The sequence below is a fragment of the Ruegeria sp. genome (assembly GCF_028066395.1).
Taxonomy (GTDB): domain Bacteria; phylum Pseudomonadota; class Alphaproteobacteria; order Rhodobacterales; family Rhodobacteraceae; genus Ruegeria.
In genome coordinates, this window is sequence record NZ_JALCBM010000002.1 from 103,649 (window position 1) to 128,232 (window position 24,584).

21 protein-coding genes and 1 tRNA gene are annotated in these 24,584 nt (G+C 60.5%); 12 read left to right on the forward strand and 10 right to left on the reverse strand.

Features of this window, described 5'->3' with window-relative positions:
- On the reverse strand, positions 1–910 hold a 910-nt coding region (locus MPJ51_RS01300), incomplete at its 3' end, for a cysteine--tRNA ligase (protein ID WP_298381176.1).
- Positions 911–1,164: 254 nt separating this feature from the next.
- Here MPJ51_RS01300 and MPJ51_RS01305 point away from each other — a divergent pair.
- Positions 1,165–2,352: a pyridoxal phosphate-dependent aminotransferase gene (locus MPJ51_RS01305; protein WP_298381177.1), complete on the forward strand. Its 1,188-nt coding sequence runs from the start codon at positions 1,165–1,167 to the stop codon at positions 2,350–2,352.
- 4 nt (positions 2,353–2,356) lie between these two features.
- On the opposite strand, the gene MPJ51_RS01310 is transcribed toward MPJ51_RS01305, so the two are convergent.
- On the reverse strand, positions 2,357–2,875 hold the full coding sequence (locus MPJ51_RS01310; RefSeq protein WP_298381178.1) for an outer membrane beta-barrel protein: 519 nt from the start codon (positions 2,873–2,875) through the stop codon (positions 2,357–2,359).
- 427 nt (positions 2,876–3,302) lie between these two features.
- Between MPJ51_RS01310 and MPJ51_RS01315 the strand changes: the two genes are divergently transcribed.
- The gene (locus tag MPJ51_RS01315) at positions 3,303–4,847 is read left to right on the forward strand and encodes a trimethylamine methyltransferase family protein (RefSeq protein WP_298381179.1); all 1,545 of its coding nucleotides are present in this window, start codon (positions 3,303–3,305) and stop codon (positions 4,845–4,847) included.
- A 46-nt stretch (positions 4,848–4,893) separates the two neighbouring features.
- On the opposite strand, the gene MPJ51_RS01320 is transcribed toward MPJ51_RS01315, so the two are convergent.
- Together MPJ51_RS01320 and MPJ51_RS01325 are read right to left on the reverse strand one after the other, a co-directional pair.
- Positions 4,894–5,139 (reverse strand): EF-hand domain-containing protein, encoded by a 246-nt coding sequence (locus MPJ51_RS01320; RefSeq protein ID WP_298381180.1) that lies wholly within the window; start codon positions 5,137–5,139, stop codon positions 4,894–4,896.
- A 973-nt stretch (positions 5,140–6,112) separates the two neighbouring features.
- Positions 6,113–9,730, reverse strand: coding sequence for a vitamin B12-dependent ribonucleotide reductase (locus tag MPJ51_RS01325; RefSeq protein WP_298381181.1), 3,618 nt, complete (start codon positions 9,728–9,730; stop codon positions 6,113–6,115).
- Between the two features lie 542 nt (positions 9,731–10,272).
- Here MPJ51_RS01325 and MPJ51_RS01330 point away from each other — a divergent pair.
- On the forward strand, positions 10,273–10,710 hold the full coding sequence (locus tag MPJ51_RS01330) for a hypothetical protein (RefSeq protein WP_298381182.1): 438 nt from the start codon (positions 10,273–10,275) through the stop codon (positions 10,708–10,710).
- A gap of 6 nt (positions 10,711–10,716) precedes the next feature.
- Here MPJ51_RS01330 and MPJ51_RS01335 read toward each other — a convergent pair.
- From MPJ51_RS01335 to pdxH, 4 genes are all read right to left on the reverse strand, one after another.
- Positions 10,717–10,793, reverse strand: a tRNA-Pro gene (locus MPJ51_RS01335).
- Between the two features lie 43 nt (positions 10,794–10,836).
- Positions 10,837–11,307 carry a DUF192 domain-containing protein gene (locus MPJ51_RS01340; protein WP_298381183.1) on the reverse strand — a complete coding sequence of 157 codons (471 nt, stop codon included), beginning with the start codon at positions 11,305–11,307 and terminating at the stop codon, positions 10,837–10,839.
- Positions 11,308–11,312: 5 nt separating this feature from the next.
- Positions 11,313–11,840 carry a cold shock domain-containing protein gene (locus MPJ51_RS01345; RefSeq protein ID WP_298381184.1) on the reverse strand — a complete coding sequence of 176 codons (528 nt, stop codon included), beginning with the start codon at positions 11,838–11,840 and terminating at the stop codon, positions 11,313–11,315.
- Positions 11,841–11,960: 120 nt separating this feature from the next.
- Positions 11,961–12,566 (reverse strand): pyridoxamine 5'-phosphate oxidase, encoded by a 606-nt coding sequence (gene pdxH, locus MPJ51_RS01350; protein ID WP_298381198.1) that lies wholly within the window; start codon positions 12,564–12,566, stop codon positions 11,961–11,963.
- A 135-nt stretch (positions 12,567–12,701) separates the two neighbouring features.
- Between pdxH and fabI the strand changes: the two genes are divergently transcribed.
- The 5 genes from fabI to trpE all read left to right on the forward strand — a co-directional run bounded on the left by fabI (position 12,702) and on the right by trpE (position 18,715).
- On the forward strand, positions 12,702–13,508 hold the full coding sequence (gene fabI / locus MPJ51_RS01355) for an enoyl-ACP reductase FabI (protein ID WP_298381185.1): 807 nt from the start codon (positions 12,702–12,704) through the stop codon (positions 13,506–13,508).
- A gap of 5 nt (positions 13,509–13,513) precedes the next feature.
- A complete protein-coding gene (gpt, locus tag MPJ51_RS01360; RefSeq protein ID WP_298381186.1) occupies positions 13,514–14,023 on the forward strand; it encodes a xanthine phosphoribosyltransferase in 510 nt (169 codons plus the stop codon).
- Between the two features lie 69 nt (positions 14,024–14,092).
- Positions 14,093–15,268, forward strand: a complete 1,176-nt coding sequence (locus MPJ51_RS01365; RefSeq protein WP_298381187.1) for an aminotransferase — start codon at positions 14,093–14,095, stop codon at positions 15,266–15,268.
- An 81-nt stretch (positions 15,269–15,349) separates the two neighbouring features.
- On the forward strand, positions 15,350–17,191 hold the full coding sequence (locus MPJ51_RS01370) for a peptidyl-prolyl cis-trans isomerase (protein ID WP_298381188.1): 1,842 nt from the start codon (positions 15,350–15,352) through the stop codon (positions 17,189–17,191).
- A gap of 12 nt (positions 17,192–17,203) precedes the next feature.
- Entirely contained in the window at positions 17,204–18,715 is a 1,512-nt protein-coding gene (gene trpE, locus MPJ51_RS01375) for an anthranilate synthase component I (RefSeq protein ID WP_298381189.1), read from the forward strand.
- A gap of 188 nt (positions 18,716–18,903) precedes the next feature.
- Here trpE and MPJ51_RS01380 read toward each other — a convergent pair whose 3' ends face one another.
- A complete protein-coding gene (locus MPJ51_RS01380) occupies positions 18,904–19,863 on the reverse strand; it encodes a hypothetical protein (protein WP_298381190.1) in 960 nt (319 codons plus the stop codon).
- 256 nt (positions 19,864–20,119) lie between these two features.
- The gene (locus tag MPJ51_RS01385) at positions 20,120–21,616 is read right to left on the reverse strand and encodes a polysaccharide deacteylase family 2 protein (RefSeq protein ID WP_298381191.1); all 1,497 of its coding nucleotides are present in this window, start codon (positions 21,614–21,616) and stop codon (positions 20,120–20,122) included.
- 198 nt (positions 21,617–21,814) lie between these two features.
- Between MPJ51_RS01385 and MPJ51_RS01390 the strand changes: the two genes are divergently transcribed.
- The 4 genes from MPJ51_RS01390 to moaC form a co-directional block, all read left to right on the forward strand.
- Complete coding sequence (locus MPJ51_RS01390) at positions 21,815–22,396, forward strand: aminodeoxychorismate/anthranilate synthase component II (RefSeq protein WP_298381192.1); 582 nt, start codon at positions 21,815–21,817, stop codon at positions 22,394–22,396.
- The gene (gene trpD / locus MPJ51_RS01395; protein WP_298381193.1) at positions 22,393–23,412 is read left to right on the forward strand and encodes an anthranilate phosphoribosyltransferase; all 1,020 of its coding nucleotides are present in this window, start codon (positions 22,393–22,395) and stop codon (positions 23,410–23,412) included. Before MPJ51_RS01390 ends, trpD begins: the two co-directional genes overlap by 4 nt.
- Positions 23,409–24,221: an indole-3-glycerol phosphate synthase TrpC gene (trpC, locus tag MPJ51_RS01400; protein WP_298381194.1), complete on the forward strand. Its 813-nt coding sequence runs from the start codon at positions 23,409–23,411 to the stop codon at positions 24,219–24,221. The genes trpD and trpC overlap by 4 nt, the downstream gene beginning before the upstream one ends.
- Positions 24,221–24,584 (forward strand): cyclic pyranopterin monophosphate synthase MoaC (gene moaC / locus MPJ51_RS01405; protein WP_298381195.1); only part of this gene is annotated, 364 nt, incomplete at its 3' end. The genes trpC and moaC, both read left to right, overlap by 1 nt.

Below are 24,584 nucleotides of genomic sequence, written 5' to 3' on the forward strand. Positions count from 1 at the left end.
TGGACATCTTCTTGCCCTCGACCTGCAGCATCTCGTTATGCAACCAGAACCGCGCAAACTCCCCTTCGGGATGGGCGCAGCAGCTCTGCGCGATCTCATTCTCATGATGCGGGAACATCAGGTCATTGCCGCCGCCGTGAATATCGAAACTCTCACCCAGCAGTTCATAGCTCATGGCCGAGCATTCGATATGCCAGCCCGGACGCCCGCGACCCCAAGGACTGTCCCATCCCGGCAGATCATCGGTCGAGGGCTTCCACAACACAAAATCCATCGGGTTCTTCTTGTAGGGCGCAATCTCGACCCGCGCTCCGGCGATCATGTCATCAATAGAACGACCCGAGAGCTTGCCATAATCATCATACTTTTGAACTTCAAAAAGCGCGTGCGCAGCCTCTGAATAAATTGCTTCCCGATCAGCGATTACAAACTCTTGAGGTGGATTATTTGATGCCTCTCTCGACGTATATGCAAAACCTTTCTCGATGAGCGTCTCGATCATCGCGATCATTTGGTCGATATACTCGGTCGCGCGTGGCATCTGGTCGGGCTGCATCGCGCCCAAGGCTCCCATATCGTGCAGATACCAGCCGATGGTCTCGTCCGAGCGTTGCTGGACCAGCTGCTCCAACGTCCCCTCGGCCCCGGCTTTCTTGCGCGCCAGAGCAGTCGCGTTGATCTTGTCATCCACATCGGTGAAATTGCGCACATAGGTGACGTGTTCCGCCCCATAGACATGCCGCAGCAGCCGGTAGAGCACGTCGAACACCACAACAGGCCGCGCATTGCCCAGATGGGCCCGGTCATAGACCGTGGGGCCACAGACATACATCCGCACATTATCAGGGTCGATCGGCACGAAATCCTCTTTCGTCCGCGTCCGCGTGTTGTGCAGTTTGATCGTCGTCATCAGGTCATGCTCCTAGGCTTGCGCGTTGGCGCGGGCTTAGCAACTTGTCTCAGGGATGAAAACGAAAGAAACCGGCCCGCTTGCGTAATCAGCAGGGAATGCAGCAAATAATGATGCAGGTCGTACGGTTCATGTCCAGTTGCCTAGCACGAAGACCGCTATCCGCCAAGCCCCTTGGGCCGTGGTGACGGTGAATTGACAAATCTCCCCCGCTCTGCCCAAGTCGGCGCAATCGCACTGCATTGGGGTTTGTCATGAAGCTGTCACATCGCATCACCCATTTGACCGAGGGCGGCACCGATGGGTGGGACGTGTTCTACCGCGCCCGGCAGATGATTGCCGAAGGGCATGCGGTGACCGAGCTGACCATCGGCGAACATGACATTCCCACCAGCCCCGACATTCTGGAGCAGATGTATGCCTCGGCCACGGGCGGTCACACCGGCTATGCCATGATCCCCGGCACCGATCTACTGCGCGATACGGTGGCCGCGCGGGTGCAATGGCGCACCGGGGTCAAGACCACGCGCCACAATGTGCTGATCACCCCGGGCGGTCAGGCGGCGCTGTTTGCCGCCCATGTCGCCCTGTGCGCTCCGGGCGACGTTGGTCTTTTTCTGGAGCCCTATTACGCCACCTATCCCGGCACGATTCGCGCTGCCGGGGCAGTGGCCAAAGCGGTTGAGACCCGCGCCGAGGATGCCTTTCAGCCCCGCGCCGACCTGATAGAGGCGCAAGCCGATGGGGCCGTGTCCCTGCTGATCAACACCCCGAACAACCCGACCGGAGTGGTTTATTCCGCTGAAACCCTAAGCGCCATTGCCGATCTGTGCCACCGCCGCGACCTGTGGCTGATCTCGGACGAGGTTTACGATTCGCAGGTCTGGGAGGGCATCCACCTGTCGCCCCGCGCCCTGCCCGGCATGGCTGAACGGACGCTGGTCGTGGGGTCGATGTCGAAATCCCATGCGATGACCGGATCGCGCTGTGGCTGGATCATTGGACCCGAAGAAGTGATCGACCACCTCATCACCCTGGCCACCCATACAAATTACGGCGTACCCGGTTTCATTCAGGATGCCGCAAGCTATGCGCTCAGCGCTGGTCAGGCGTTAGAGGATGAGGTCGCCGCCCCCTTCCGCCGCCGCCGCGAAATGGCGATGCAATTGCTGGCGCGGCAGAACACAATCGGGCTGATCCCGGCGCAGGGGGCGATGTATCTGATGCTGGATATCCGTGCCACCGGCCTCAGCGGGGTGGAGTTCGCCAATGCCTTGCTGGACGCGCATTCCATCGCGGTCATGCCCGGGGAGAGCTTTGGCGCGTCAGCGGCGGGTCACATCCGGGTTGCCATGACGGTGGATGACGAACGGCTCGCCACATCGTTGCAGATCTTAAGTGATTTTGCGGCGCAGCTGTCGCGGGACAGAGGGGCGGCCTGATCCGTCAGAACCGGAAAGTAGTACGCAGGTTGAACACGCTCGTATCCAGCCCGCCATTCGACCGGGTTACATTGTCGAAGTCCTGCCGCAGCGCCTCACCACTGATGACGAACCTGTCGTTGATCGGATAGGCCACGCCGATTCCGTAAACCGCCGCCGTGTCGCTGTCAGCCGATGTATCGGCCCGCGCTGCGCCCACGACCACGTAACCAAGCGCCGAACCGAAATCATACCCGCCGCGCAGTTTCAGCCGGGACATGCTGTCCAGAGACCCCTCTGACTGGCCGAGATCCAGGCTCAGGCTGTTATATTCCAGCTCACCACCCAGCACGAAATTGCCGAAATCATAGTCATATCCGATATGAGGGCCAAAGCTGACGTCATTGCCGCTGCTGCCGTTTGGGCCATCGGCATCCGCATAGCCAAAGCTGAACCCGGCATAGGCACCTGTCCAATCCTCGGCCAGCGCCGGGGCGGCACTTGCCAGCAGGATGGCAGAGAATATGGCCTTGATCGGTTTCAAGCGGGTCCTCCGGAACATGCGGCGGTTGCGGTTCAATTGCCTCGTATAGTGACAGGTCGGGCCGGTTTTGCGGCATACCCAAAGTCTGATCGTCAAATACCTAAGAACAGATTAACAGATTTCTATCCTAACGGGAAAAAACATTTGCTCACGGAATCTTGCGGCGTCTTTTTACAACACCGCTCTGGCCGATTGTGGCCCCGGAACCATAATTAGAAGGCAGGTCGCAAACAGGACAGATCATGTCGGCCCACAGACGCTAACATATGCCAAACCGCATGAGGGGTTTAATGCAAAACGAGAACTGGAAGATTTCCCTGGTCAGCCGCACGATCGGCGCCGACCGGGGACGTGCCGCGCGGGGGCGGCCCTGTGCAGGCTGATTCCGCCTGACTTTTACTTTCTGTTCACGCATCGGACCTAAACTATGAACGATCAATCCCGTAACTCACCGCGCAGTGGCGGTCGCGCCGCGCGTCGTGCTGCCCGTGCCTCGGCCCTGCCCGACCATCTGCGCCCCGTGCGCCCCGGCATGGAAAGCAGCAGCTATAACCCGCTCAGCCCGCAGGATGTTCAGCGTATCCACACCGCCGCCCTGACCGCGCTGGAAACCATCGGCCTTGCCGACGCACCACAAAGCGGTATCGACTATCTGGTCGCGGCGGGTTGCACGCTGGGGGACGATGGCCGCATCCGCTTTCCTCGCGCACTGGTCGAGGACACGCTGGCCAAGGCGAACCGGTCAGTGACGCTCTATAGCCGCGATGGCAAAACCGATCTGGACCTGTCGGGGCCCCGCGTACATTACGGCACCGCAGGCGCTGCGGTCAGTGTGGTCGATGTGCATGGCCGGGAATACCGGGATTCAACCGTGCAGGACCTGCATGACGCATCGCGCATCTGCCAGCAGCTGGACAATATCCACTTTGTGCAGCGCCCGATGGTTTGCCGCGATATCACCGACAATCTGGAAATGGACCTGAACACGATTTACGCTTGCTGTTCCGGGACTTACAAGCATGTCGGAACCTCCTTCACCGATCCCAGCTATGTCGCCCCGGCGATCGAGATGCTGCACATGATCGCCGGTGGCGAGGATAAATGGCGCGAGCGGCCTTTCGTGTCGAACTCGAACTGTTTTGTCGTGCCGCCGCTGAAATTCGCCACCGAAAGCTGCGAAGTGATGGAGGAATGCATCAAGGCCGGCATGCCGGTGCTGCTGCTGTCGGCGGGTATGGCCGGAGCCACGGCACCCTCGACGGTTGCCGGAGCAATCACTCAGGCCACCGCCGAATGCCTGGCCGGTCTGGTTTACGTAAACGCCGTAAGCCCCGGAGCACCGGCGATTTTTGGCACTTGGCCCTTTGGTCTGGACCTGCGCACCGGGGCGATGTCCGTGGGCTCGGGCGAGCAGGCGTTGCTGAGCGCCGGTTGCGCCCAGATGCACCGGTTCTACGACCTGCCCGGCGGCACCGCCGCAGGCGCATCGGATTCGAAACTGCCCGACATGCAGGCGGGATGGGAGCAGATGTGTTCCGCCGTCATGACCGGCCTATCCGGCGCGAACATGATCTACGAATCTGCAGGCATGCATGCCTCGCTTCTGGGGTTCTGTCTGGAAAGCCTGATCCTGGGCGATGACCTGATCGGTCAGGCCCTGCGCTGCGTGCGCGGGATCGAGGTAACGGATGAGGCGCTGGCGCTGGATCAAATGGCCGAGGTTTGCATGGGCGGACCCGGTCACTATCTCGGCACCGACGCGACGCTCAGCCGGATGCAGGCGGATTATGTCTATCCGAATCTCGGCGACCGGACCTCGCCCAAGGAATGGGCAGAGCTAGACAAGCCCGATCTGATCGAAAAGGCCATCGCGCGCAAGGATGCGATCCTGTCAGAGCGGTCACCGGCCCGGTTCGATCCGCTGCTGGACGCGGAATTGCGGGCGAAGTTCAACATTCACTTGCCTGCGTAACCCATTGAAAAACAGGCGGCCCCGCGTGGGGCCGCCTGCGCTTGGATCAGCCGTTGCTGGGGGGCAGCAATCCGGCTTCTTGCGCGATGGCAACCTCATCAGTGTCCAGAACGCCATCCCCGTTTGCGTCCATGGCCGAGAAGGTATCGGTATCAACCTCGGGCAACGCGGCCTGAACCTCTTCGAAGGTCAGAACCCCGTCGCCATCGGTGTCGGCGCCGGATTGCGCCAGGGCCAGTGTCGGCAGACCAAGGGTAAATGCGGTCACAACGGCCAGATTTTTTGGTTTCATAACAGTGCCTCCTGAGTGAGTTTTTTGTGTGTCTGTGTCCGGACAGGCATCAACATCACTCTGAGCAGCCACTGCGTCACCCGTTTTACGAGATATTCACAAATTCGCGCCAATCTTTGCGTGTTTGCCCGAGTCGCATCCGCAAAGCCCCGCCGGGTAAAACCCCGCCACCGCGTTTCGGCGGTTCATGCCCGATGCGGGCCGGACAATCCGGCAGAACGGCGCCGATACAGGTGCATACGGGCGGGTCGGCGAAAAAAAAGGGGGCCGAAGCCCCCTTAAAGTTTCGCCTTCCAGGCTCATGTCGTTGACCGCCCGGTGTTTTTTTGCCTGCGGCCTGGACTGCGCATGGGGCGAGCGCACCCGCCCCGTGAGAGAGTGGGAGGGAGCAAATATTCCGCCCCACCCTGTAGCCGACCGACACGGGCATGTCGGCCGTATGGAGAAAGGTCTTCAGGTAAGTCTCAGACCCTTTCCCCGTATTCGTCGGGGCCGGTTACTTGGCAGCTTCCGACCCCTACACCCCGGGTTGCCGGGGCGCTGTTCGTTAGCCGAGATTATTGCTTTCCGACCCGTCAGGGTTTGAAGCAATAATCCTGCGACCATCAACGCGGCGAACATGATACCCATCGTGCCGACCGGCTTCGATCTGGTCAGCCAATCGGCCTCGCGTGATCTCCCCCTGACCAGGCACATTGAAATGCGTATTCAGTCCAGTGTCGGTTTCACGAGCTACTGTGATGTTTTTTCTTCCCACAGCTGTCTCCTTTCGAAGTTATGCACAGAATGAGCAGATTCCTGTGTGTGACTCTGTGCGTAAGTAAGCGCGTTGTTGATCACCGGTTTCGACCGTGCTTTCCTCCTTTCGTATCGACCTAATGAGGCCGAATTGGTTATTCCCCCGCCCACGCTTATTAAGTGGGGGAAAAGCCGGGGATCGGTGTTGCAGCACTGATCCCCAACCCTCAATTTCTCAGCTACACCCGCTGGTCGCGCCGCAGGTGTTGCATTTCATGCAGGTGCCGTTCCGCACCAGCGTGTAGTTTCCGCATTCGCCGCACGGGTCGCCCTCGTAGCCCTGCATCTTGGCCTTGGTGCGGGCATCCATGCCGGTTGCGACCGCCGTATCCGCAGGTGCTTCGAACGAGGCTGCCGGTTCCGCCATGCCGGTCACATCACCCTGACCGCCATTGAACACCATCAGATCCTGCGGCAGGCGCTTGCGCAGATACCCGGTCGAGCTGATTTGTTTCAGCACTTCCAAGGACTTGGTCGCCGCAGTTTCACTGATTTCCGAGACGTTGGACAGACCGTCCTCTTCACCCCGGCCCAGATCGTCGAAGGTTGCACCTTCGGGTTTCACATGGGCCAGATCGGTGCGATCCAGATAGCTGACGGCCAGTTCGCGGAAGATGTAATCCAGGATCGAGGTCGCGTTCTTGATCGAGTCGTTGCCCTGCACCATCCCCGCCGGTTCGAACTTGGTGAAGGTGAAGGCGTCCACGAACTCCTCCAACGGCACGCCATATTGCAGGCCGACGGATACCGCGATGGCAAAGTTGTTCATCATCGCCCGGAAGCCAGCGCCTTCCTTGTGCATGTCGATGAAGATCTCGCCCAGCTTGCCGTCTTCGAACTCACCGGTGCGCAGATAGACCTTGTGGCCGCCCACGATTGCCTTCTGGGTATAGCCCTTGCGGCGATGCGGCAGTTTCTCGCGATGGCTGCGGATCATTTCCTTGACCACAACCTTCTCGATCACCTTCTCGGCCAGAACGACGGCCTTCTCCTGCGCCGATCCGCTTTCCAGCACTTCCGCCGCCTCGTCGTCATCCTCGACCAGCGCCGCTGCCAGCGGTTGCGACAGTTTCGAGCCGTCACGGTAGAGCGCGTTGGCCTTCACCCCCAGCGACCAGCTGAGTTCATAGGCCTTCTGGCAATCCTCGATGGTTGCATCATTCGGCATGTTGATCGTTTTGCTGATCGCGCCCGAGATGAAGCTTTGCGCCGCCGCCATCATGGTGATGTGGCTATCAACCCCGAGGAAACGCTTGCCTTTCTTGCCGCACGGGTTGGCGCAGTCGAAGATCGAATAGTGCTCTTCCTTCAGATGCGGCGCGCCTTCCAGCGTCATGGTTCCGCAGACGTGATCGTTCGCCGCCTCGATATCCGCGCGGGTGAAACCCAGATGGCGCAGCAGGTCGAAGGTCGGGTCGTTCAGCTTGGTCGCCGGGATGCCCAGAACGCCGGTGCAGAAATCCTCGCCCAGCGTCCATTGGTTGAAGACAAACCGGATGTCGAAGGCGCTTTCCAGCGCGGCGTCTACCTTGGCCAGCTCATTGGGGCCAAAGCCATGGCCGGTCAGCGAGGTGTGGTTGATCCCCGGTGCGTTGCCGATGGTACCGTGACCGACCGCGTAGCTTACGATCTCTTCGATCTGGGACGAGGAATAACCCAGTTTCTCCAGCGCCGACGGTACCGAGCGGTTGATGATCTTGAAGTAACCGCCGCCCGCGAGTTTCTTGAACTTGACCAGAGCAAAGTCCGGCTCAATCCCGGTGGTGTCGCAATCCATCACCAGACCGATGGTGCCGGTCGGTGCGATCACAGTGGCCTGCGCGTTGCGATAGCCGTTTTTCTCGCCAAGGCTCAGCGCCTCGTCCCAAGCCGACATGGCCAGATCAACCAGACGCTTGTCGGGGCAGTTGCCGTGGTCCAGAGGCACCGGCTTCACCGCCAGTTTCTCATAGCCGTCGGTCACGCCTTGCGACGCGCGACGGTGGTTGCGGATGACGCGCAGCATGTGATCGGCATTGCGCTCATAGCCTTTGAAGGCGCCCAGTTCACCGGCAATCTCAGCCGAGGTTGCATAAGCCACACCGGTCATGATCGCAGTCAGCGCGCCACAGATCGCCCGCCCCTCATCCGAGTCATAGCTGTAGCCCATGTTCATCAGCAACCCGCCGATATTGGCATAGCCCAGACCCAAGGTACGGAAATCATAGGAGAGTTTGGCGATTTCCTTCGACGGAAACTGCGCCATGGTCACCGAGATTTCCAGCGTCAGGGTCCACAGACGCGCAGCATGCATGTAGTCCGCCGCCTGAAACTCACCATCCTTGAGGAAGGTCAGCAGGTTCATCGACGCCAGGTTACAGGCGGTGTCATCAAGGAACATATATTCCGAGCACGGGTTCGAGCCGCGAATCTCGCCATCTTCGGGGCATGTGTGCCATTCATTAACGGTGTCGTGGAACTGGATGCCCGGATCGGCGCAGGCCCATGCGGCGTGGCCGACTTTCTCCCACAGATCGCGGGCCTTGACGGTGCGGGCGACTTGCCCGTTGGTGCGGTTGATCAGCTCCCAATCAGCGTCTTTCTCGACCGCCGTCAGGAACGCGTTGGTGACGCGGATCGAGTTGTTCGAGTTCTGGCCCGAGACCGAGCTGTAGGCTTCCGAATCCCAATCTGTATCGTAGGTCGGGAATTCGATGCTGTCGTGACCCTGCTTGGCGTAATCCAACACGCGCTTGATGTAAGTCTCGGGGATCGCGACCTTTTTCGCTTCGCGCACCGCTTTCTTCAGGCTGTCATTCTTGTTGGGATCATACGCATCGTCCTGCGCGCCGTCCCAGCTGCGGATGGCCTCGAAAATGCCGTTCAGCATCTTCTCGTGCATCTTCGATCCGGCAACGATCGAGGCCACCTTCTGCTCTTCGATCACCTTCCATTCGATGAATTGCTCGATGTCCGGGTGATCTGCATCGACGATCACCATCTTTGCTGCCCGACGGGTTGTCCCGCCTGATTTGATCGCGCCAGCGGCGCGGTCGCCGATCTTGAGAAAGCCCATCAGGCCCGAGGACTTGCCGCCACCCGACAGCGCCTCGCCTTCTGCACGCAGATGGCTGAAGTTGGTCCCGGTGCCCGAGCCGTATTTGAACAGGCGCGCCTCGCGCACCCACAGATCCATGATGCCGCCTTCGTTGACCAGATCATCATCGACGGACTGGATGAAGCACGCGTGCGGCTGCGGATGTTCATATGCGGATTTCGATTTGGTCAACTTGCCGGTTTTATAGTCGACATAGTGGTGCCCCTGCGCCGGGCCATCGATCCCATAGGCCCAATGCAGACCGGTGTTGAACCACTGAGGCGAGTTCGGCGCGGCGCGCTGGGTCGCCAGCATATAGCGCATCTCGTCGAAATAGGCGCGCGCGTCATCCTCGGTCGAGAAATAGCCGCCCTTCCATCCCCAATAGGCCCAGGCACCGGCCAGACGGTCGAACACCTGCTTGGACGAGGTTTCGCCATCAAACTCCGCATCATCAGCAGGAACCGAACGCCAGAGGAATTCGGGAACGTCTTTCTCTTTGACCTTCTTCAGCTTGGACGGAACACCGGCCTTGCGAAAATATTTCTGGGCGATGACATCGCTGGCCACCTGGCTCCACCGCGCGGGAACCTCGATATTGTCGAGACGGAACACGATGGTGCCATCCGGGTTGCGGATTTCCGAGGTCGCCGACACGAAGTCGAGATCGGCATAGGCATCCTGCCCCGGTTTGGTGAATTTTCTGTCAATCTTCATGTCCGCAGCCCCAAAATCAGCCCAATGTTCGCTTCGTGGCACCAAAACTTGTCCTGCGGGGTGCCGCCCGCCCTGCCGTCAAAATTCGAGGCAAAAGGAAATCGGGCGCTGCCAAAGACAGCGTAAAACCGATCCAACGGTTGCACGTCACAATAAAGTGCTTTCCGACCCTCGCCCTATTGCCAACCCTGGTTATGACTACCAGATTTAGTGGCAACTCATTCGGCTCATACAATCTGACGTATCTACCCATAGTAGGTCAACGCCCTTTTTCGGCCATTTTTGAAATCTTTTCTGTTGACGCAATGCCCGGGATCAGCGGGATTTCGCGCGGCTGCGATTCCTCCACAGAGTCATTCACAACCGCGTGAGATCGACAGAGCGCGGGCTCAGATTGAATTCTCGTTTTGGTCGCCATAGTTACCGGCCATAGATGAACTGCCGCACGATTAACGACGCTGTCAGAGAATCATCGTCTCATCCCGAAAGGTCATGCCATACTCGGTCAGGACGAACGGACCTGAACGGGAAGCGATTTGAACATGCTCCAACTGCGCCTGCTTGCGATCCTGGCCCTGACCGTGTCCTGCGCACCACAAGAACAGCCCCCCGCCGCACGCAGCGCCCAATTCCCGAACTTTCCCAAAACACTGTTTTCTTCTTTTGAAACCGACTGCTCGGGGCCCGGCGAGGACTATGTGAAAACCGATCAAGGCAGTTTCGAATGCCGAAAGCTTTTGCCGCCACAGGCCAGCGCGTTTCTGATTCTCAACTATGACGGCTCACCACAGGATCTGCCGCAGATCGTGACGCGGCTGAGTTCGACGCAGAACAACCAGGGATATCGCGTGGATGCGGACATGTTCTTTCTGGTGCCGCAAAAGGACGGATCAACCGTCAAAATCCCGGTGGAGAGTGAGGCGCTGAATCGCGATCTCTCCGAGCTTTATGTCGGATTTGGCGGAACGCCTTTGTTGTGAAGGAAGTGGTCGGGGCGGCAGGATTCGAACCTACGACCCCCTGTACCCAAAACAGGTGCGCTACCAGACTGCGCCACGCCCCGGACCGTGCGCCTTCCTAAACGCGGTGATCTGATTTGAAAAGCCCTAACAGGGCCAAATCGCCGGACCCTGCGAAAAAATTTCATGCCGCATCTGGGTTCCCGGCCGGATGCCATAGCGCGCGGCCAGCCCGGCGTTGACCTCAAGCACGGCATACACCGAATCTCCGCCCTCGATCGGGGTCAGATCACCGGGAATGGCGCCTTGATGCACCCGGGTGACGGTGCCTTCGCGGTCGACAAAGATCATGTCCAGCGGGATCAGCGTGTTCTTCATCCAGAACGCCACCGGTTGGGGGGGATCGAAGACAAACAGCATCCCGGATTGGCGCGGCAGCTCTTCCCGGAACATCAGGCCGCGCGAACGCTCTTGCTGGGTTTGGGCCAGTTCGATGTTGAATTTGATCTGTGCCTGATCGTTGCGCAAGTCCACGCGATCCGGTCGGCATTCTGCCGCAGCAACAGCACCGCCAAGTGTCAAAGTGAGAATCACCAGAAGCGCGGAGAACCTTGCCATTTCGCCTATCCGTTCAGGGCCGATTCCCAGGCCAGCACCTGCGCGGCCATCCGGCCCCGCTTGCCGTCGATCACACGCATGGCGAGTGCTTCACCCGGCTGCAGATCGGCCAGACCCGAGCGGCGCAGAACCTCGATATGCAAAAACACATCCTCGCTGCTGCCGAACACGTTGGCAAAGCCAAAGCCCTTGCCCTTGTCGAACCATTTGACCCGCGCGGCCTCCAGCGGGGCGTCGGCAATGACATTCGGATCAAGCTCGGCAAAATCGGCCAGCATCATCGACTCGGCCCGCGCCGGGGGATCGACGCTGATCACCTCAACCGCCTGCACGCCGCGTTCGGTCCGGTGGGTCATGATCTCGATCCCGGCCCCGTCCGCGACCGAGCTTTGACCGAAGTTGCGCAACACGTTGACGTGCAACAGAATATCCGGACCGCCTTCGTCAGAGACAACAAACCCGTATCCCTTGGCGGGATCGAACCATTTCACGTGTCCATGGACGCGGTACATGCTGTTCAGATCTTCTGGCACTGTTTTCCCATCACGAAAGCAACAAGTCGTTAAGGGTTTGGTTTCTATGAGATTGGCACACAAATTCAAGCCGAAAAAGTTCTTTATTTTTGGGCCGTTGCATTTCACGATACGCGAGTGTCATGGATTCAGCCTTTGTATGTGCCAATCAGAGCTTGCGGGATTCCAACGCCATTGGAACCTGTCGTGCAGACGAAAGGCCCCATCAGCCCAGAATTCAATCTCGGTCGGTTTCAGCCGGTACCCCCCCCAGAAATCAGGGCGCGGCGGGTTGGTGCCCAGCTTGGCCGTCAGTTTCGCCACCTCGGCCATCAGCGCGGTACGGCTTTCCAATGGCTGCGACTGTCGCGACGCCCACGCCCCCAAGCGGCTTTTGAGCGACCGTGACGCATAATACTCGTCTGCCTGACGCCCATCCTCGCGGGTGATTATACCACGAACCCGGATTTGACGCCGCAAAGATTTCCAATGCATGACAAAGGCCGCTTTTCCGGCACTGTCCAGCTCCACCGCCTTGGCGCTGTGGTAATTGGTGTAGAACACAAATGCGTCAGGCTCGATGTCTTTCAGCAGCACCATACGCGTATTGGGCATTCCGTCATCGTCCACGGTCGCCAGGGCGATCGCGTTGGGATCATTCGGTTCGGTTTTTTCAGCCTCACTCAACCACCGCCGCGCTATTTCAAACGGGTCGGTGCCGGCGAAGATGCCAGTACGCTCGTTCATTTCCATCCCCTGGAAACAATTGACCCCGACCCTAAGGCGAGAACCCGCTGCGGGCAAGAGCGCATGGCCTTGATGCAGGGCAATCAATGGCATAAACCATCCGAATACAAAGCGACGACTGGCGGAGAACCGAACATGTCAAATCAGTTGATGGCCGGCAAACGCGGCCTCATCATGGGACTGGCCAATGATAAATCAATCGCATGGGGGATCGCCCGCGCCTTGTCCGATGCCGGGGCCGAGCTTGCCTTTTCCTATCAGGGCGATGCGCTGAAGAAACGCGTCGACCCACTGGCGGCGCAATTGGGCAGCGAGATCGTCCTGCCCTGCGATGTCAGCGACGAAGACTCGATCGATGCCCTGTTCGCCTCGCTTGAGGAAAAATGGGGCAAGCTGGATTTCGTGGTCCACGCCATCGGCTTTTCCGACAAGAATGAACTGCGCGGTCGTTACGTCGATACCAGCCGCGCCAATTTCAAGCTGACGATGGATGTGTCAGTCTATTCCTTCACCGCCGTGATGCAACGCGCCGAAAAGCTGATGACCGATGGCGGCAGCGCCATCACGCTCACCTACTACGGTGCCGAGCAGGTGATGCCACACTATAATGTGATGGGCGTCGCCAAGGCCGCGCTTGAGGCATCGGTGAAATACCTGGCCGAGGATTTGGGCAAGGACGGCATCCGCGTCAACGCGATCTCGGCCGGTCCGATCAAGACGCTGGCCGCCAGCGGTATCGGCGATTTCCGCTATATCATGAAGTGGAACGAATATAACTCGCCCCTGCGCCGCAACGTGACCATTGATGATGTGGGCAATTCGGCACTGTATCTGCTGTCTGATCTCAGCGGCGGCGTGACCGGCGAAAACCTGCATGTGGATTCGGGCTATCACATCGTCGGCATGAAAGCCGTCGACGCGCCGGACGTGGAAAAGGGCTAAGTGAGATGAGCGCCAAGGACCGTCTGCCCCACGAAAAAGGCTTTCACATCAGCTGGGACCAGATCCACCGCGACTCGCGCGCGCTGGCCTGGCGGCTGGACGGGCAAGGCCCCGATGAGGGCGCTTGGCGCGCCGTGGTCGCCATCACCCGTGGCGGCATGGCGCCTGCAATGATCGTTAGCCGCGAGCTGGACATCCGCACCGTGGATACAATCAGCGTCCGCTCCTACCATCATCAGGAACGGGGTGAGGCCGAGGTGCTGAAAGCCCCCGATGCCGGCGTCATGGGCGATGGTGAGGGGATTCTGGTCATCGACGATCTGGTCGACAGCGGCAAAACTCTGGAACTGGTGCGGGCAATGTATCCAAAGGCGCATTTCGCCACCGTCTATGCCAAACCCAAGGGCCGTCCCATGGTTGACACCTTCATCACCGAAGTCAGCCAGGACACCTGGATTTTCTTCCCCTGGGACATGGCGCTGCAATATGTCGAACCCTATCGGGGCACCGACTGACCCGCAGCTTCTTCTGTTTCCAAATACCTCGGAGCGCGAGGCGGAGCCTCGCAAAAATCCCGGCTTGCCATGACCCAGACCCGCACCAATGCCACCTTCCTGCCCCCGGTGATGGAGGCGCGGCGGTGGCTTGACGGCGTCACCTTCCCGGCAGACCGGCCTTTGATCAATGTCAGTCAGGCCGCCCCGGTCGATCCGCCGCCATTGGCGCTGCGGCAGGCGATGGCAGACTTCACGGTCGCGAATGACAGCGCGCATCTTTATGGCCCTGTTCTGGGGAATGACAATCTGCGTGCCGAACTGGCCGCGCAGATCAGTGATCACTATGCGGCTGATGTCTCTGCCGATCAGGTCGCCATCACCTCGGGCTGCAATCAGGCTTTCGCCGCCGTCATCGCCGCGATCACCGGTCAGGGGGATGAGGTCATCCTGCCAACCCCATGGTATTTCAATCATAAAATGTGGCTGGACATGGCGGGTGTCACGGCCGTCGATCTGCCCACCAGCGATGATCTGCTGCCAGACCCGGACAAGGCTCGCGCGCTGATCACCAACAAAACCCGCGCCATCGCACTGGTAACCCCCAACAACCCCGGCGGCGTCGAGTACCCCACCGAGCTGGTCCGCGCCTTTTATGATCTGGCGCAAGAGGTCGGGCTCCACCTGATCGTCGACGAAACCTATCGCGATTTCGACAGCCGCAGCGGCCCGCCGCATGATCTGTTTCAGCAACCGGGCTGGCAGGACACGTTCATCCACCTCTATTCCTTCTCCAAAACCTACCGCCTGACCGGCCACCGGGTCGGCGCTGTGGCCGCCAGCCCCGCGCTGTTGAACGAGATGGAGAAATTCCTCGACACGGTCGCCATCTGCCCGGGCCAGTTGGGTCAGTTCGCGGCGCTCTGGGGCATGCAGAACCTGTCGCAATGGGTGGCGGGCGAACGGGACGAAATCCTCGACCGCCGCGCCGCGATTGCTGAGGGCATGCCGCGCCTGACCGCCAAGGGCTGGCGCCTGCTGGGGTTGGGGGCTTACTTCGCCTATCTGGAACACCCGTTCGATATCGCGTCGGACGATCTGGCCCGGCAACTGGTGACCAAGGCCGGTATCCTCGCCCTGCCCGGCACCATGTTCATGCCCGACCATGACCCGGCCGGAAAACGGCAATTGCGCGTGGCCTTCGCCAATCTCGACCGCACTGGAATCGAGCAGCTGTTCGACCGTTTGCAGGCGCTTGCCTTCTAAGCTTGCCCCCCGGCGGCGCGCGTCGTATTCAAGGCCCAACCAACGGGGCAGACGCCGCCACCATAACACCAAGAGGGCACCATGGCCGCAGGCATGAAAAACCTATCAAAGACCTTTGTCTGGATACTCATGGGCCTTCTGATGCTGGGCCTTGCAGGCTTTGGCGCCACCAGCCTGTCCGGCACCGTGCGCACCGTGGCGCAGGTGGGGGATGAGAATGTCTCGGTCCAGGCTTATGTGCGTGAACTGCAGCGGGAAATCCGCGCGGTCGAGGCGCAGACTGGCCAACCGATGCAGATGTCGCAGGCACAAAGCCTCGGGCTGGACCAACTGGCCCTTTCGCGTCTGATCGCGCTGGCTGCGCTGGACAATGAGGTGGGGCAACTGGGCATCTCGATCGGCGACGAAAACCTGCAGGACGAGATCGTGCAGATCCCCGCCTTTCAGGGCGTCAACGGCACGTTCGATCGCGAATCCTATCGCTTTCAACTGGAGCAGGCCGGTCTGACCGATGCGCAATTCGAATCGGACCTGCGCAAGGAATCCGCCCGCACCATCGTGCAGGGCGCGGTGATGAGCGGCGTGCAAATGCCCCGCACCCTGACCGACACGCTGTCGAACTACGTTCTGGCCCGCCGCAGCTTTACCGTCGCCACCCTGTCGCCCGACGCGCTGAAAACCCCGATCCCCGCGCCCACCGATGCACAGGTGCAGGCCTATTATGACGAAAACGCCGACCAGTTCACCCTGCCCCGCACCAAGCAGCTGACCTATGCGGTGCTGTCGCCCGAAATGCTGCTCGAGTCGGTCGAGGTTGATGAGGATTCGCTGCGTCGTCTCTATGACCAGCGCGCCGATCAGTATCAGCAGCCCGAACGCCGTCTGGTTGAACGTCTGGTTTTCCCCGACGAGGCCGCAGCCACCGAGGCGCTGGCCCAGCTTGAGGTCGGCGGCGCCAATTTCGAACAGCTGGTCCGGGATCGCGGGCTGGAGTTGAGCGATGTTGATCTGGGCGATGTCACCCAAGAAGATCTGGGCGACGCCGCCGAACGTGTCTTTGCCGCCGAGATCGACGATGTGGTCGGCCCGCTGCCCTCGACCTTCGGCCCCGCCCTGTTCCGCATCAACGGATCGCTGGCCGCCAACACGGTCACGTTTGATGGGGCCGCGCCCGAGCTGCGCGAAGAACTGGCCGCCGACCGCGCCCGCCGCCAGATCGAGGCGCAGGCCGAGGATATCAACGACCTTCTGGCCGGTGGCGCCACCTTGGAAGAGCTGGCCGCCGATACCGAGATGGAACTGGGCACGCTCGACTGGACCCGGCAGAGCGAGGACGGCATCGCCGCCTATGAGGGCTTCCGTACCGCCGCGCAGGCCGTGCAGGATGGCGACTTCCCCGAAATCGCCTTCCTCGAAGACGGCTCGATCTTTGCGCTGCGCCTGAACGACGTCCTGCCACCGCGCCCTGAACCGCTGGACAGCGCCCGCGCGCGCGTGGCCGGGGCCTGGGTGCAGACAGAGACCGCCAAAGCCCTGCAAGAACAGGGTAATTCTGTCCTGACCCAACTGGCCACCGATGGCGATTTCACTGCCACCGGCCTGCCCTTCCGCGTCGAAAACGCCCTGACCCGCACCGCCTTTCTGGACGATGTCCCTGCGGACTTCATGACTCAGGTCTTTGAGATGGAACCGGGCGAACTGCGCGTCATCCCCGGCACCGGCAACGCCTTGATCGTGCGCCTGGACGAGGAGTTGCCACCAGCGGAAACCGACGAGCAGCGCCAGATGCAGGACGCATTGGCGGCGCAGCTGGATCAGGCGCTGGCCCAGAACATCTTCGACATCTATGTGCGCGACGCCCAGACCCGGGCCCGCCCGGTGCTGGACCAGCAGGCGCTGAACGCCGTGCAGGCCAGCTATTAAAACGAGACCGATATGGCCCTGATACCCGAATACGACGCCTTCGCGCGCGCCTATGAGGCGGGCGAAAATCAGGTCGTCTACACACGCCTCGCCGCTGATCTGGACACACCGGTGTCGCTGATGCTGAAGCTGACAGGCGCGCAGAAAGACGCCTTCATGCTGGAATCGGTGACCGGGGGCGAGGTGCGCGGGCGCTATTCCATCGTCGGCATGAAACCGGACCTGATCTGGCGCTGCCACGGGGAAGGCTCGGCTCTGAACCGCTCAGCCCGGTTCGACGCCGATGCGTTTGAGGCGCAAGGCGGCAACCCGATGGACAATCTGCGCGCGCTGCTGGATGAAAGCCGCATCGCCTTGCCCGACGACCTGCCGCAATCCGCCGCCGGTCTCTTCGGCTATCTGGGCTATGACATGGTCCGGCTGGTCGAGCATCTGCCGGGTGTGAACCCCGACCCGCTGGGCCTGCCCGACGCGATCATGCTGCGCCCTTCGGTCATCGCCGTGCTGGACGGCGTCAAGGGAGAGGTCACCGTGGTCTCGCCCGCATGGGTCAGCGAAGGCCAGACCGCCAAGGCCGCCTATGCGCAGGCCGCCGAACGTGTGATGGACGCCGTGCGCGATCTGGAACGCGCCATGCCGGCTGAGACCCGCGATCTGGGTGAGGCGGCCGAAGTTGGCCCTCCGGTGTCGAATTTCACCAAATCCGGCTATATGGAAGCGGTCGAGAAGGCCAAGGAATACATCCGCGCGGGCGACATCTTTCAGGTCGTCCCGGCGCAGCGCTGGACGCAGGATTTCCCGCAGCCGCCCTTTGCGCTGTATCGCTCGCTGCGGCGCACCAACCCGTCGCCCTTCATGTTCTATTTCAACTTCGGCGGCTTTCAGGTCGTGGGCGCCAGCCCCGAAATCCTTGTGCGCGTCTTCGGCAACGAAGTCACGATCCGCCCCATCGCAGGCACCCGCCCCCGTGGCGCGACGCCCGAGGAGGACAAGGCCAACGAGTTGGACCTGCTGGCCGACAAAAAGGAACTGGCCGAACACCTGATGCTGCTGGATCTGGGCCGCAACGACACAGGCCGCGTCGCCAAAATCAGCACCGTGCGCCCGACCGAAGAGTTCATCATCGAACGCTACAGCCACGTGATGCATATCGTATCGAACGTGGTGGGCGAACTGGCCGAGGACAAAGACGCGCTGGACGCCTTCTTTGCCGGAATGCCCGCAGGCACCGTCTCGGGCGCGCCCAAAGTCCGCGCGATGGAGATCATCGACGAGTTGGAGCCCGAGAAACGCGGTGTCTATGGGGGCGGCGTCGGCTATTTCAGCGCCGGGGGTGACATGGACATGTGCATCGCCCTGCGCACGGCCATCGTGAAGGATCACAAGCTTTATATTCAGGCGGGCGGTGGCGTTGTCTATGACAGCGACCCCGAGGCCGAGTTCATGGAAACCGTCCACAAATCCAACGCCATCCGCCGCGCGGCAGCCGATGCCGCGCGGTTTACGGGGAATGGGAACGGGTAAAAAGGTGGTTGGCCTGATGGGCAGACCACTTAGCGAAAGTATTGCCGTTCTTGTGTGTGCAGGTGTGCTGTTAGCAACATCTCATTAACTGGTTTGAGCCTATTGCCGACTCTGCCGATCCAATGCGCCGCCGCGTTCGCTATCAAAGGAGATCCTGTAGATAGGGCGAATGACTGAAGTGCATCATGTCAGTTGGTTTTCTCTGCGAAACTTCCGAGCCATGCCGCGAATTCATGCTTAGCATTTGGGTAACACCATTCGATTAGCGCTAGGAAAATCAATAGCGCGGACAAGAATCTCCCGCCGGGAGTCCAAACAAATTTTTCCCATACAAGTCTTGTGGACCCTCCGTGAACATCCCACCATTTCGCCTTTGTTTTCAAATGTCCGGAGATTTCTGCTTCGAGCAAACTTGAAATTACGTCGACCTTCCTCAATGTACTTTGATGCAGGGCCAGAAATTTTCGATCCTTAAAAGCGTATGCCTCATCTTTGCCAGACAAAAAGTCCTTGTCGGTTATTTTATTGATATTCATGATGCTTTCTAGGCGGGGGTGCCCAGCGTAACGTTTGCCGTATCTAGCGACAAACATGCGCGCTAGATCATACTTCCTTTCATCGGGAACCTCTACTGGCGTGCCGCCCAAGACTTTGTATCGGTGTTCGATTGCCTGGAATCCATAGTTAATGTCTCGCATGTTCCAGTGTACCCAAAGCGCGTGAGCATTATGCTCTCGTACATAGTCGAAAAACTGATCCAAGAGTTCTTTCTCAATATCGTCATAGATATCCCATGCATCCTTCCCTGCAAACTTGGGAAGTTCCGAGACTTGGTGGATTGAGAATGAGCGTGTCTGCCCACTTCCAAAGTTTCGACATGCAATCGAAGTTATTCTAGGCGTGCGTCCGTCTTCGGAATCGTAGAAACTTTCGCACGAGTAATGAATTAAGATCACCTGATCTTTCTTCTGGTGGAGTAATGAAAATTGGTGCTGAGTCGCACGTTGGTTTTCTACAAAAGACAATAAAATTTCTCCCAGCGTCGCTTGAAGCACAAATACACAACTGCGAGATGATCTGCCATCCGTACCCGGACTTTGATAGGACAAGTGTGGGCGGCTTGCTGCACGTTGCAAAGTCGGCTTCATTGCACAAAGCCGCTGTATTTAGAGCCTATGTTGCGAACGCGGCGAATGTCCGACTGTCCCTTGCCTCGCCCAACAAATTTCAGGCGCGGCGAAAGTCTGTTTTGTCCGCATGCACACTCTCTGAAACTTCAGCATCCTCAAAAAAATCTGCGAGGGTACCCGTATCGTGAAAGCCGGCTACATGGGGCACGGTTTTTGATTCTACACCACTTTTGGCAATAGGCTTGCCTCAACCGACACCTTATTTAACAGCCCCTCACTGAATCTCGTTCATCATCACAGCGGAAATCGGCGCCATTGCCACCCGGCCTCCGCGGTCCTCCAACCCCCACAGCAGCAGGGCCGAGATCGTCTCGGGGCGCAACCGGCCCAGCATCACAACTGCGCCGTCCTGACCGGCGCGGAAGGCGGCCTGGTCCAGAAAGCGGCGCATCACCGCGGGGTCCTGCCGCGCGCCGTCGAAATCGCGGAACACGACGCTGGAGGGGACGCCATTGCGGGCCGCCAACTTTTGCACGGTGTTGAGGCCCCTGCCTTGCGTGACCAGCCCGCGCCCGGTGTCCCCGGCGATGACAGCCACCTGATCAGCCAGTTTGCGGTTGCCCTGAATGCCAGTGCCGACGCCTTCAAGAATGCCCACCGTTTCGGGCAGTTGGTCCAGCCAGACGGACAAGGACACCTCGGCATCCTGTGCGCTGGCGGCGGCGGGCAGGTCGGCCACGGCCAGAACCTCGAAACCCGCCTGACGGTGGCGGGCCATCTTCTCAGCCGCTTCCGGGTCGGACGGGTGCACCGCAAAGCTGAGCGGATAGGGGAAATCCTTGAGTGCCTCGGCCCCGTATGCACCCTCGTCATCAATCAGGATGATCGACATCAGCGGCTTGGCTTCGGGGTTTTCGAATGTCGCGGCATAATCCTCGATCGGTTTGCCCGCCGGTACCGGTTCCGCCTCTGCCTGCGTGGTCGGGGCGTCATCGCGTTCAGTCAGCGGCACGACGCGTTTGCCGATACCGGATGTTGCGGTCGCGGATTGCTCACCCCCGATCTGCGGCAGCGCGGCGATACGGGGCAGTTTGCGCGGCTGGGTGTCCTCTTCGCCCTCAACGGCGATGGGGTTGTCCTGCAGCGGTGCTTCAGCCTGAGGCAATTCGATCAGGGGTGGCTGGTCCGGGTCCGGCTGCAGCGAGGCGATCTGCTGATCCTCTTCCTGAGCCTCTGGCTGTTCGGCAAGATTTGGCGCAGGTGCGGGCTGTTCCGGTGCTTCAACCTCGTCCAAGACCGCCACATCTTCGGTTTCGGGAATCGCCACGGGTGGTGCTTCTGCAATCTCAGACGGACCATCCTCCTGCTGCGGGGCTGCCGGGGTCGGTGCCTGAACCGGGGCCGCAGCGGGGGCTTCCGCCGTGACCGAGATCGACGGCGCCTCGACCTGATCAGGTGCTTCGATCCCTGCGGGGGCGGATACCGTCAAGGGTTCCGCATCGGCCTGCGGGTCGGTGACGACCAGACCGGCAATCGTGTCCGCCTGCGCATCGGGGCTTTGTGGCGTGCTGGGGGGCAGTTCGACCAGATCCGCCTCGGACCCGGCTCCGTCCATGTTTGCAGTGCCTTCCAGCACCGGCGCTGTCGCCACCAGCGGCGCAACCGTGGTCACCTGAGGCTTGCGCGTCAGCGGCGTGGTCATGGACAGGGCCACGCTCAGGATCAGGACAGTGACTGCCCCGGTGATCAGCCCACCTAATACTCCGCCCATTGCACTCTCGCCTCTCGCGTTGTTTTCTGCCTCACACGCCCCGGTCACCATCTGATGCGGCACTCACCTGCACGCGGGTCGGGGGCGGATGTCCCCTTGACGCTGCCGCACAAGCCTGAGCATGTATGTCCCGACATTATACCGCGCCTCGGGGCTGCCTCGCCAGTCCGAAATGCTCAAACACAAGACACGTGCAAAATGCTGCTGCTGATCGACAACTATGACTCGTTTACCTACAACCTCGTCCACTATCTGGGTGAATTGGGCGCCGAAATGGTCGTGCGCCGTAATGATGCGCTGGACGTGCAGGAGGCGATGGCGATGAACCCCGCCGGTATCCTGCTGAGCCCCGGCCCCTGCACCCCCGATCAGGCCGGTATCTGCCTGGCGCTGACAGAGGCGGCGGCAGAGACAAAGACGCCACTGATGGGGGTCTGTCTGGGCCATCAGTCCATTGGTCAGGCCTTTGGCGGCAATGTCATACGCTGCCACGAGATCGTGCATGGCAAGATGGGCACCATGAAGCACACGGGCAAAGGGCTGTTCGCCGGTCTGCCCTCTCCGTTCGAGGCAACGCGGTATCATTCGCTGATCGTCGAACGCGAGACCCTGCCCGACTGTCTTGAGATCACGGCCGAGCTGGAAGACGGCACCATCATGGGCCTGCAACATAAGGAATTGCCGATCCACGGCGTGCAGTTCCATCCCGAATCCATTGCCTCCGAGCATGGTCACGCCCTGCTCAAGAATTTCCTGAACGAGATGAAAGTCCCCGCATGAGCGACGCTCTGAAACCGCTGATCGGTGCTGCGGCCGACCGGCCCCTGACCCGTGCCGAGGCTGAACAGGCCTTTGGTATACTCTTTGACGGTGCCGCCACGCCCAGCCAGATCGGCGGGCTGCTGATGGCGATGCGCACGCGTGGCGAGACGGTGGATGAATACGCCGCCGCTGCCGCCGTGATGCGCGCCAAGTGTCACGCGGTCAGCGCCCCGGCAGGCGCGATGGATATCGTGGGTACCGGGGGCGACGGCAAGGGCACGCTGAACATATCGACCGCGACCGCCTTTGTGGTGGCCGGTGCCGGAGTGACCGTGGCCAAGCACGGCAACCGCAACCTCAGCTCCAAATCCGGCGCGGCAGATGCGTTGGGGCAATTGGGGATCGAGGTGATGGTCGGCCCGGAAACCGTTGAAAAGGCGCTGCAAGAGGTCGGGATCGGTTTCATGATGGCCCCGATGCACCACCCGGCGATTGCCCATGTCATGCCCTCGCGGCAGGAACTGGGTACACGGACGATCTTCAACATTCTCGGCCCGCTGACCAACCCGGCCGGGGTCAAACGCCAACTGACCGGCGCGTTCAGCCGCGATCTGATCCGCCCGATGGCGGAAACGCTGGGCCTGCTGGGGGCCGAGCATGCCTGGCTGGTCCACGGCTCGGACGGCACCGATGAACTGACCATCACCGGCGTCAGCTGGGTCGCCTCGGTCGAGGATGGCACCGTGCGCGAGGTTGAAATTCACCCCGAGGACGCCGGTCTGCCGGTACACCCGTTCGAAGACATCCTCGGCGGCACGCCCGAGGAAAACGCCGTTGCCTTCCGCGCCTTGCTGGATGGCACACCGTCGGCCTATCGCGACGCGGTGCTGTTGAACTCCGCCGCTGCGCTGGTGGTGGCCGACGCCGCCACCGACCTGCGCGAAGGGGTCGCCAAAGCCGCCGAGAGCATCGACAGCGGTAAAGCCAAAGACAAGATCGCCGCCCTGGCCCGCATCACACAGGAAGCCGCATGACCGAGACCGTTCTGGACAGGATCAAAGCCTACAAGCTGGACGAGGTGGCCGCCGATAAGGCCAGTAAGTCTTTGGAAACGCTGGAGGCTGAGGCAAATGCCGCCTCAGAACCGCGCGGTTTCGCCGAGGCGCTGCAGAATGCTACCCGCACGGGTTATGGCTTGATTGCCGAGGTCAAGAAAGCCAGCCCCTCCAAGGGCCTGATCCGCGCCGATTTCGATCCGCCCGCGCTGGCCAAAGCCTATGAGGATGGCGGCGCGGCCTGTCTGTCGGTTCTGACCGATACGCCCAGCTTTCAGGGTGCAAAAGAGTTCCTGACCGCCGCGCGCGACGCCACATCACTGCCCGCGCTGCGCAAGGATTTCATGTACGATCCCTATCAGGTGGTCGAGGCCCGCGCGCTGGGGGCGGATTGTATCCTGATCATCATGGCCTCGGTCAGTGATGCGCAGGCGGCGGAGCTGGAACAAACCGCCTTCGACTGGGGTATGGACGTACTGATCGAGGTGCATGACGAGGATGAACTGTCCCGCGCCACCGATCTGAAAAGCCCCTTGATCGGGATAAACAACCGCAATCTCAAGACCTTCGAGACCTCTCTTGATACCACACGACGGCTGTCGAAACTGGTTCCGGCGGATCGGACTATCGTCTGCGAAAGCGGGCTGAGTACGCCCGCCGATCTGGCCGATATCGCCCGCTACGGCGCGCGCTGTTTCCTGATCGGCGAAAGCCTGATGCGTCAGGAGGACGTGGCGGCGGCCACCCACGACCTGCTCGCCAACCCTCTGGTCCCTGGGGTGATGTGATGCCGCTGACCCATTTCGATGCGCAAGGTCAGGCCCATATGGTCGATGTCTCGGACAAGGCGGTCACGGATCGCGTGGCGGTGGCCGAGGGTCACGTCAAGATGGCCCGCGAAACCTTTGATATCATTTCAGAAGGCCGCGCAAAAAAGGGTGACGTTCTGGGCATCGCCCGTCTGGCCGGGATCATGGGCGCAAAGAAAACGCCCGATCTGATCCCGCTCTGCCACCCGCTGCCCGTCACCAAGGTCGCCATCGAACTGACGTTGGACCCGGACCTACCGGGTGTGCGGATCGAGGCGACCGTCAAGACCTCGGGCCAGACCGGGGTCGAGATGGAGGCGCTGACCGCCGTCTCAACGGCAG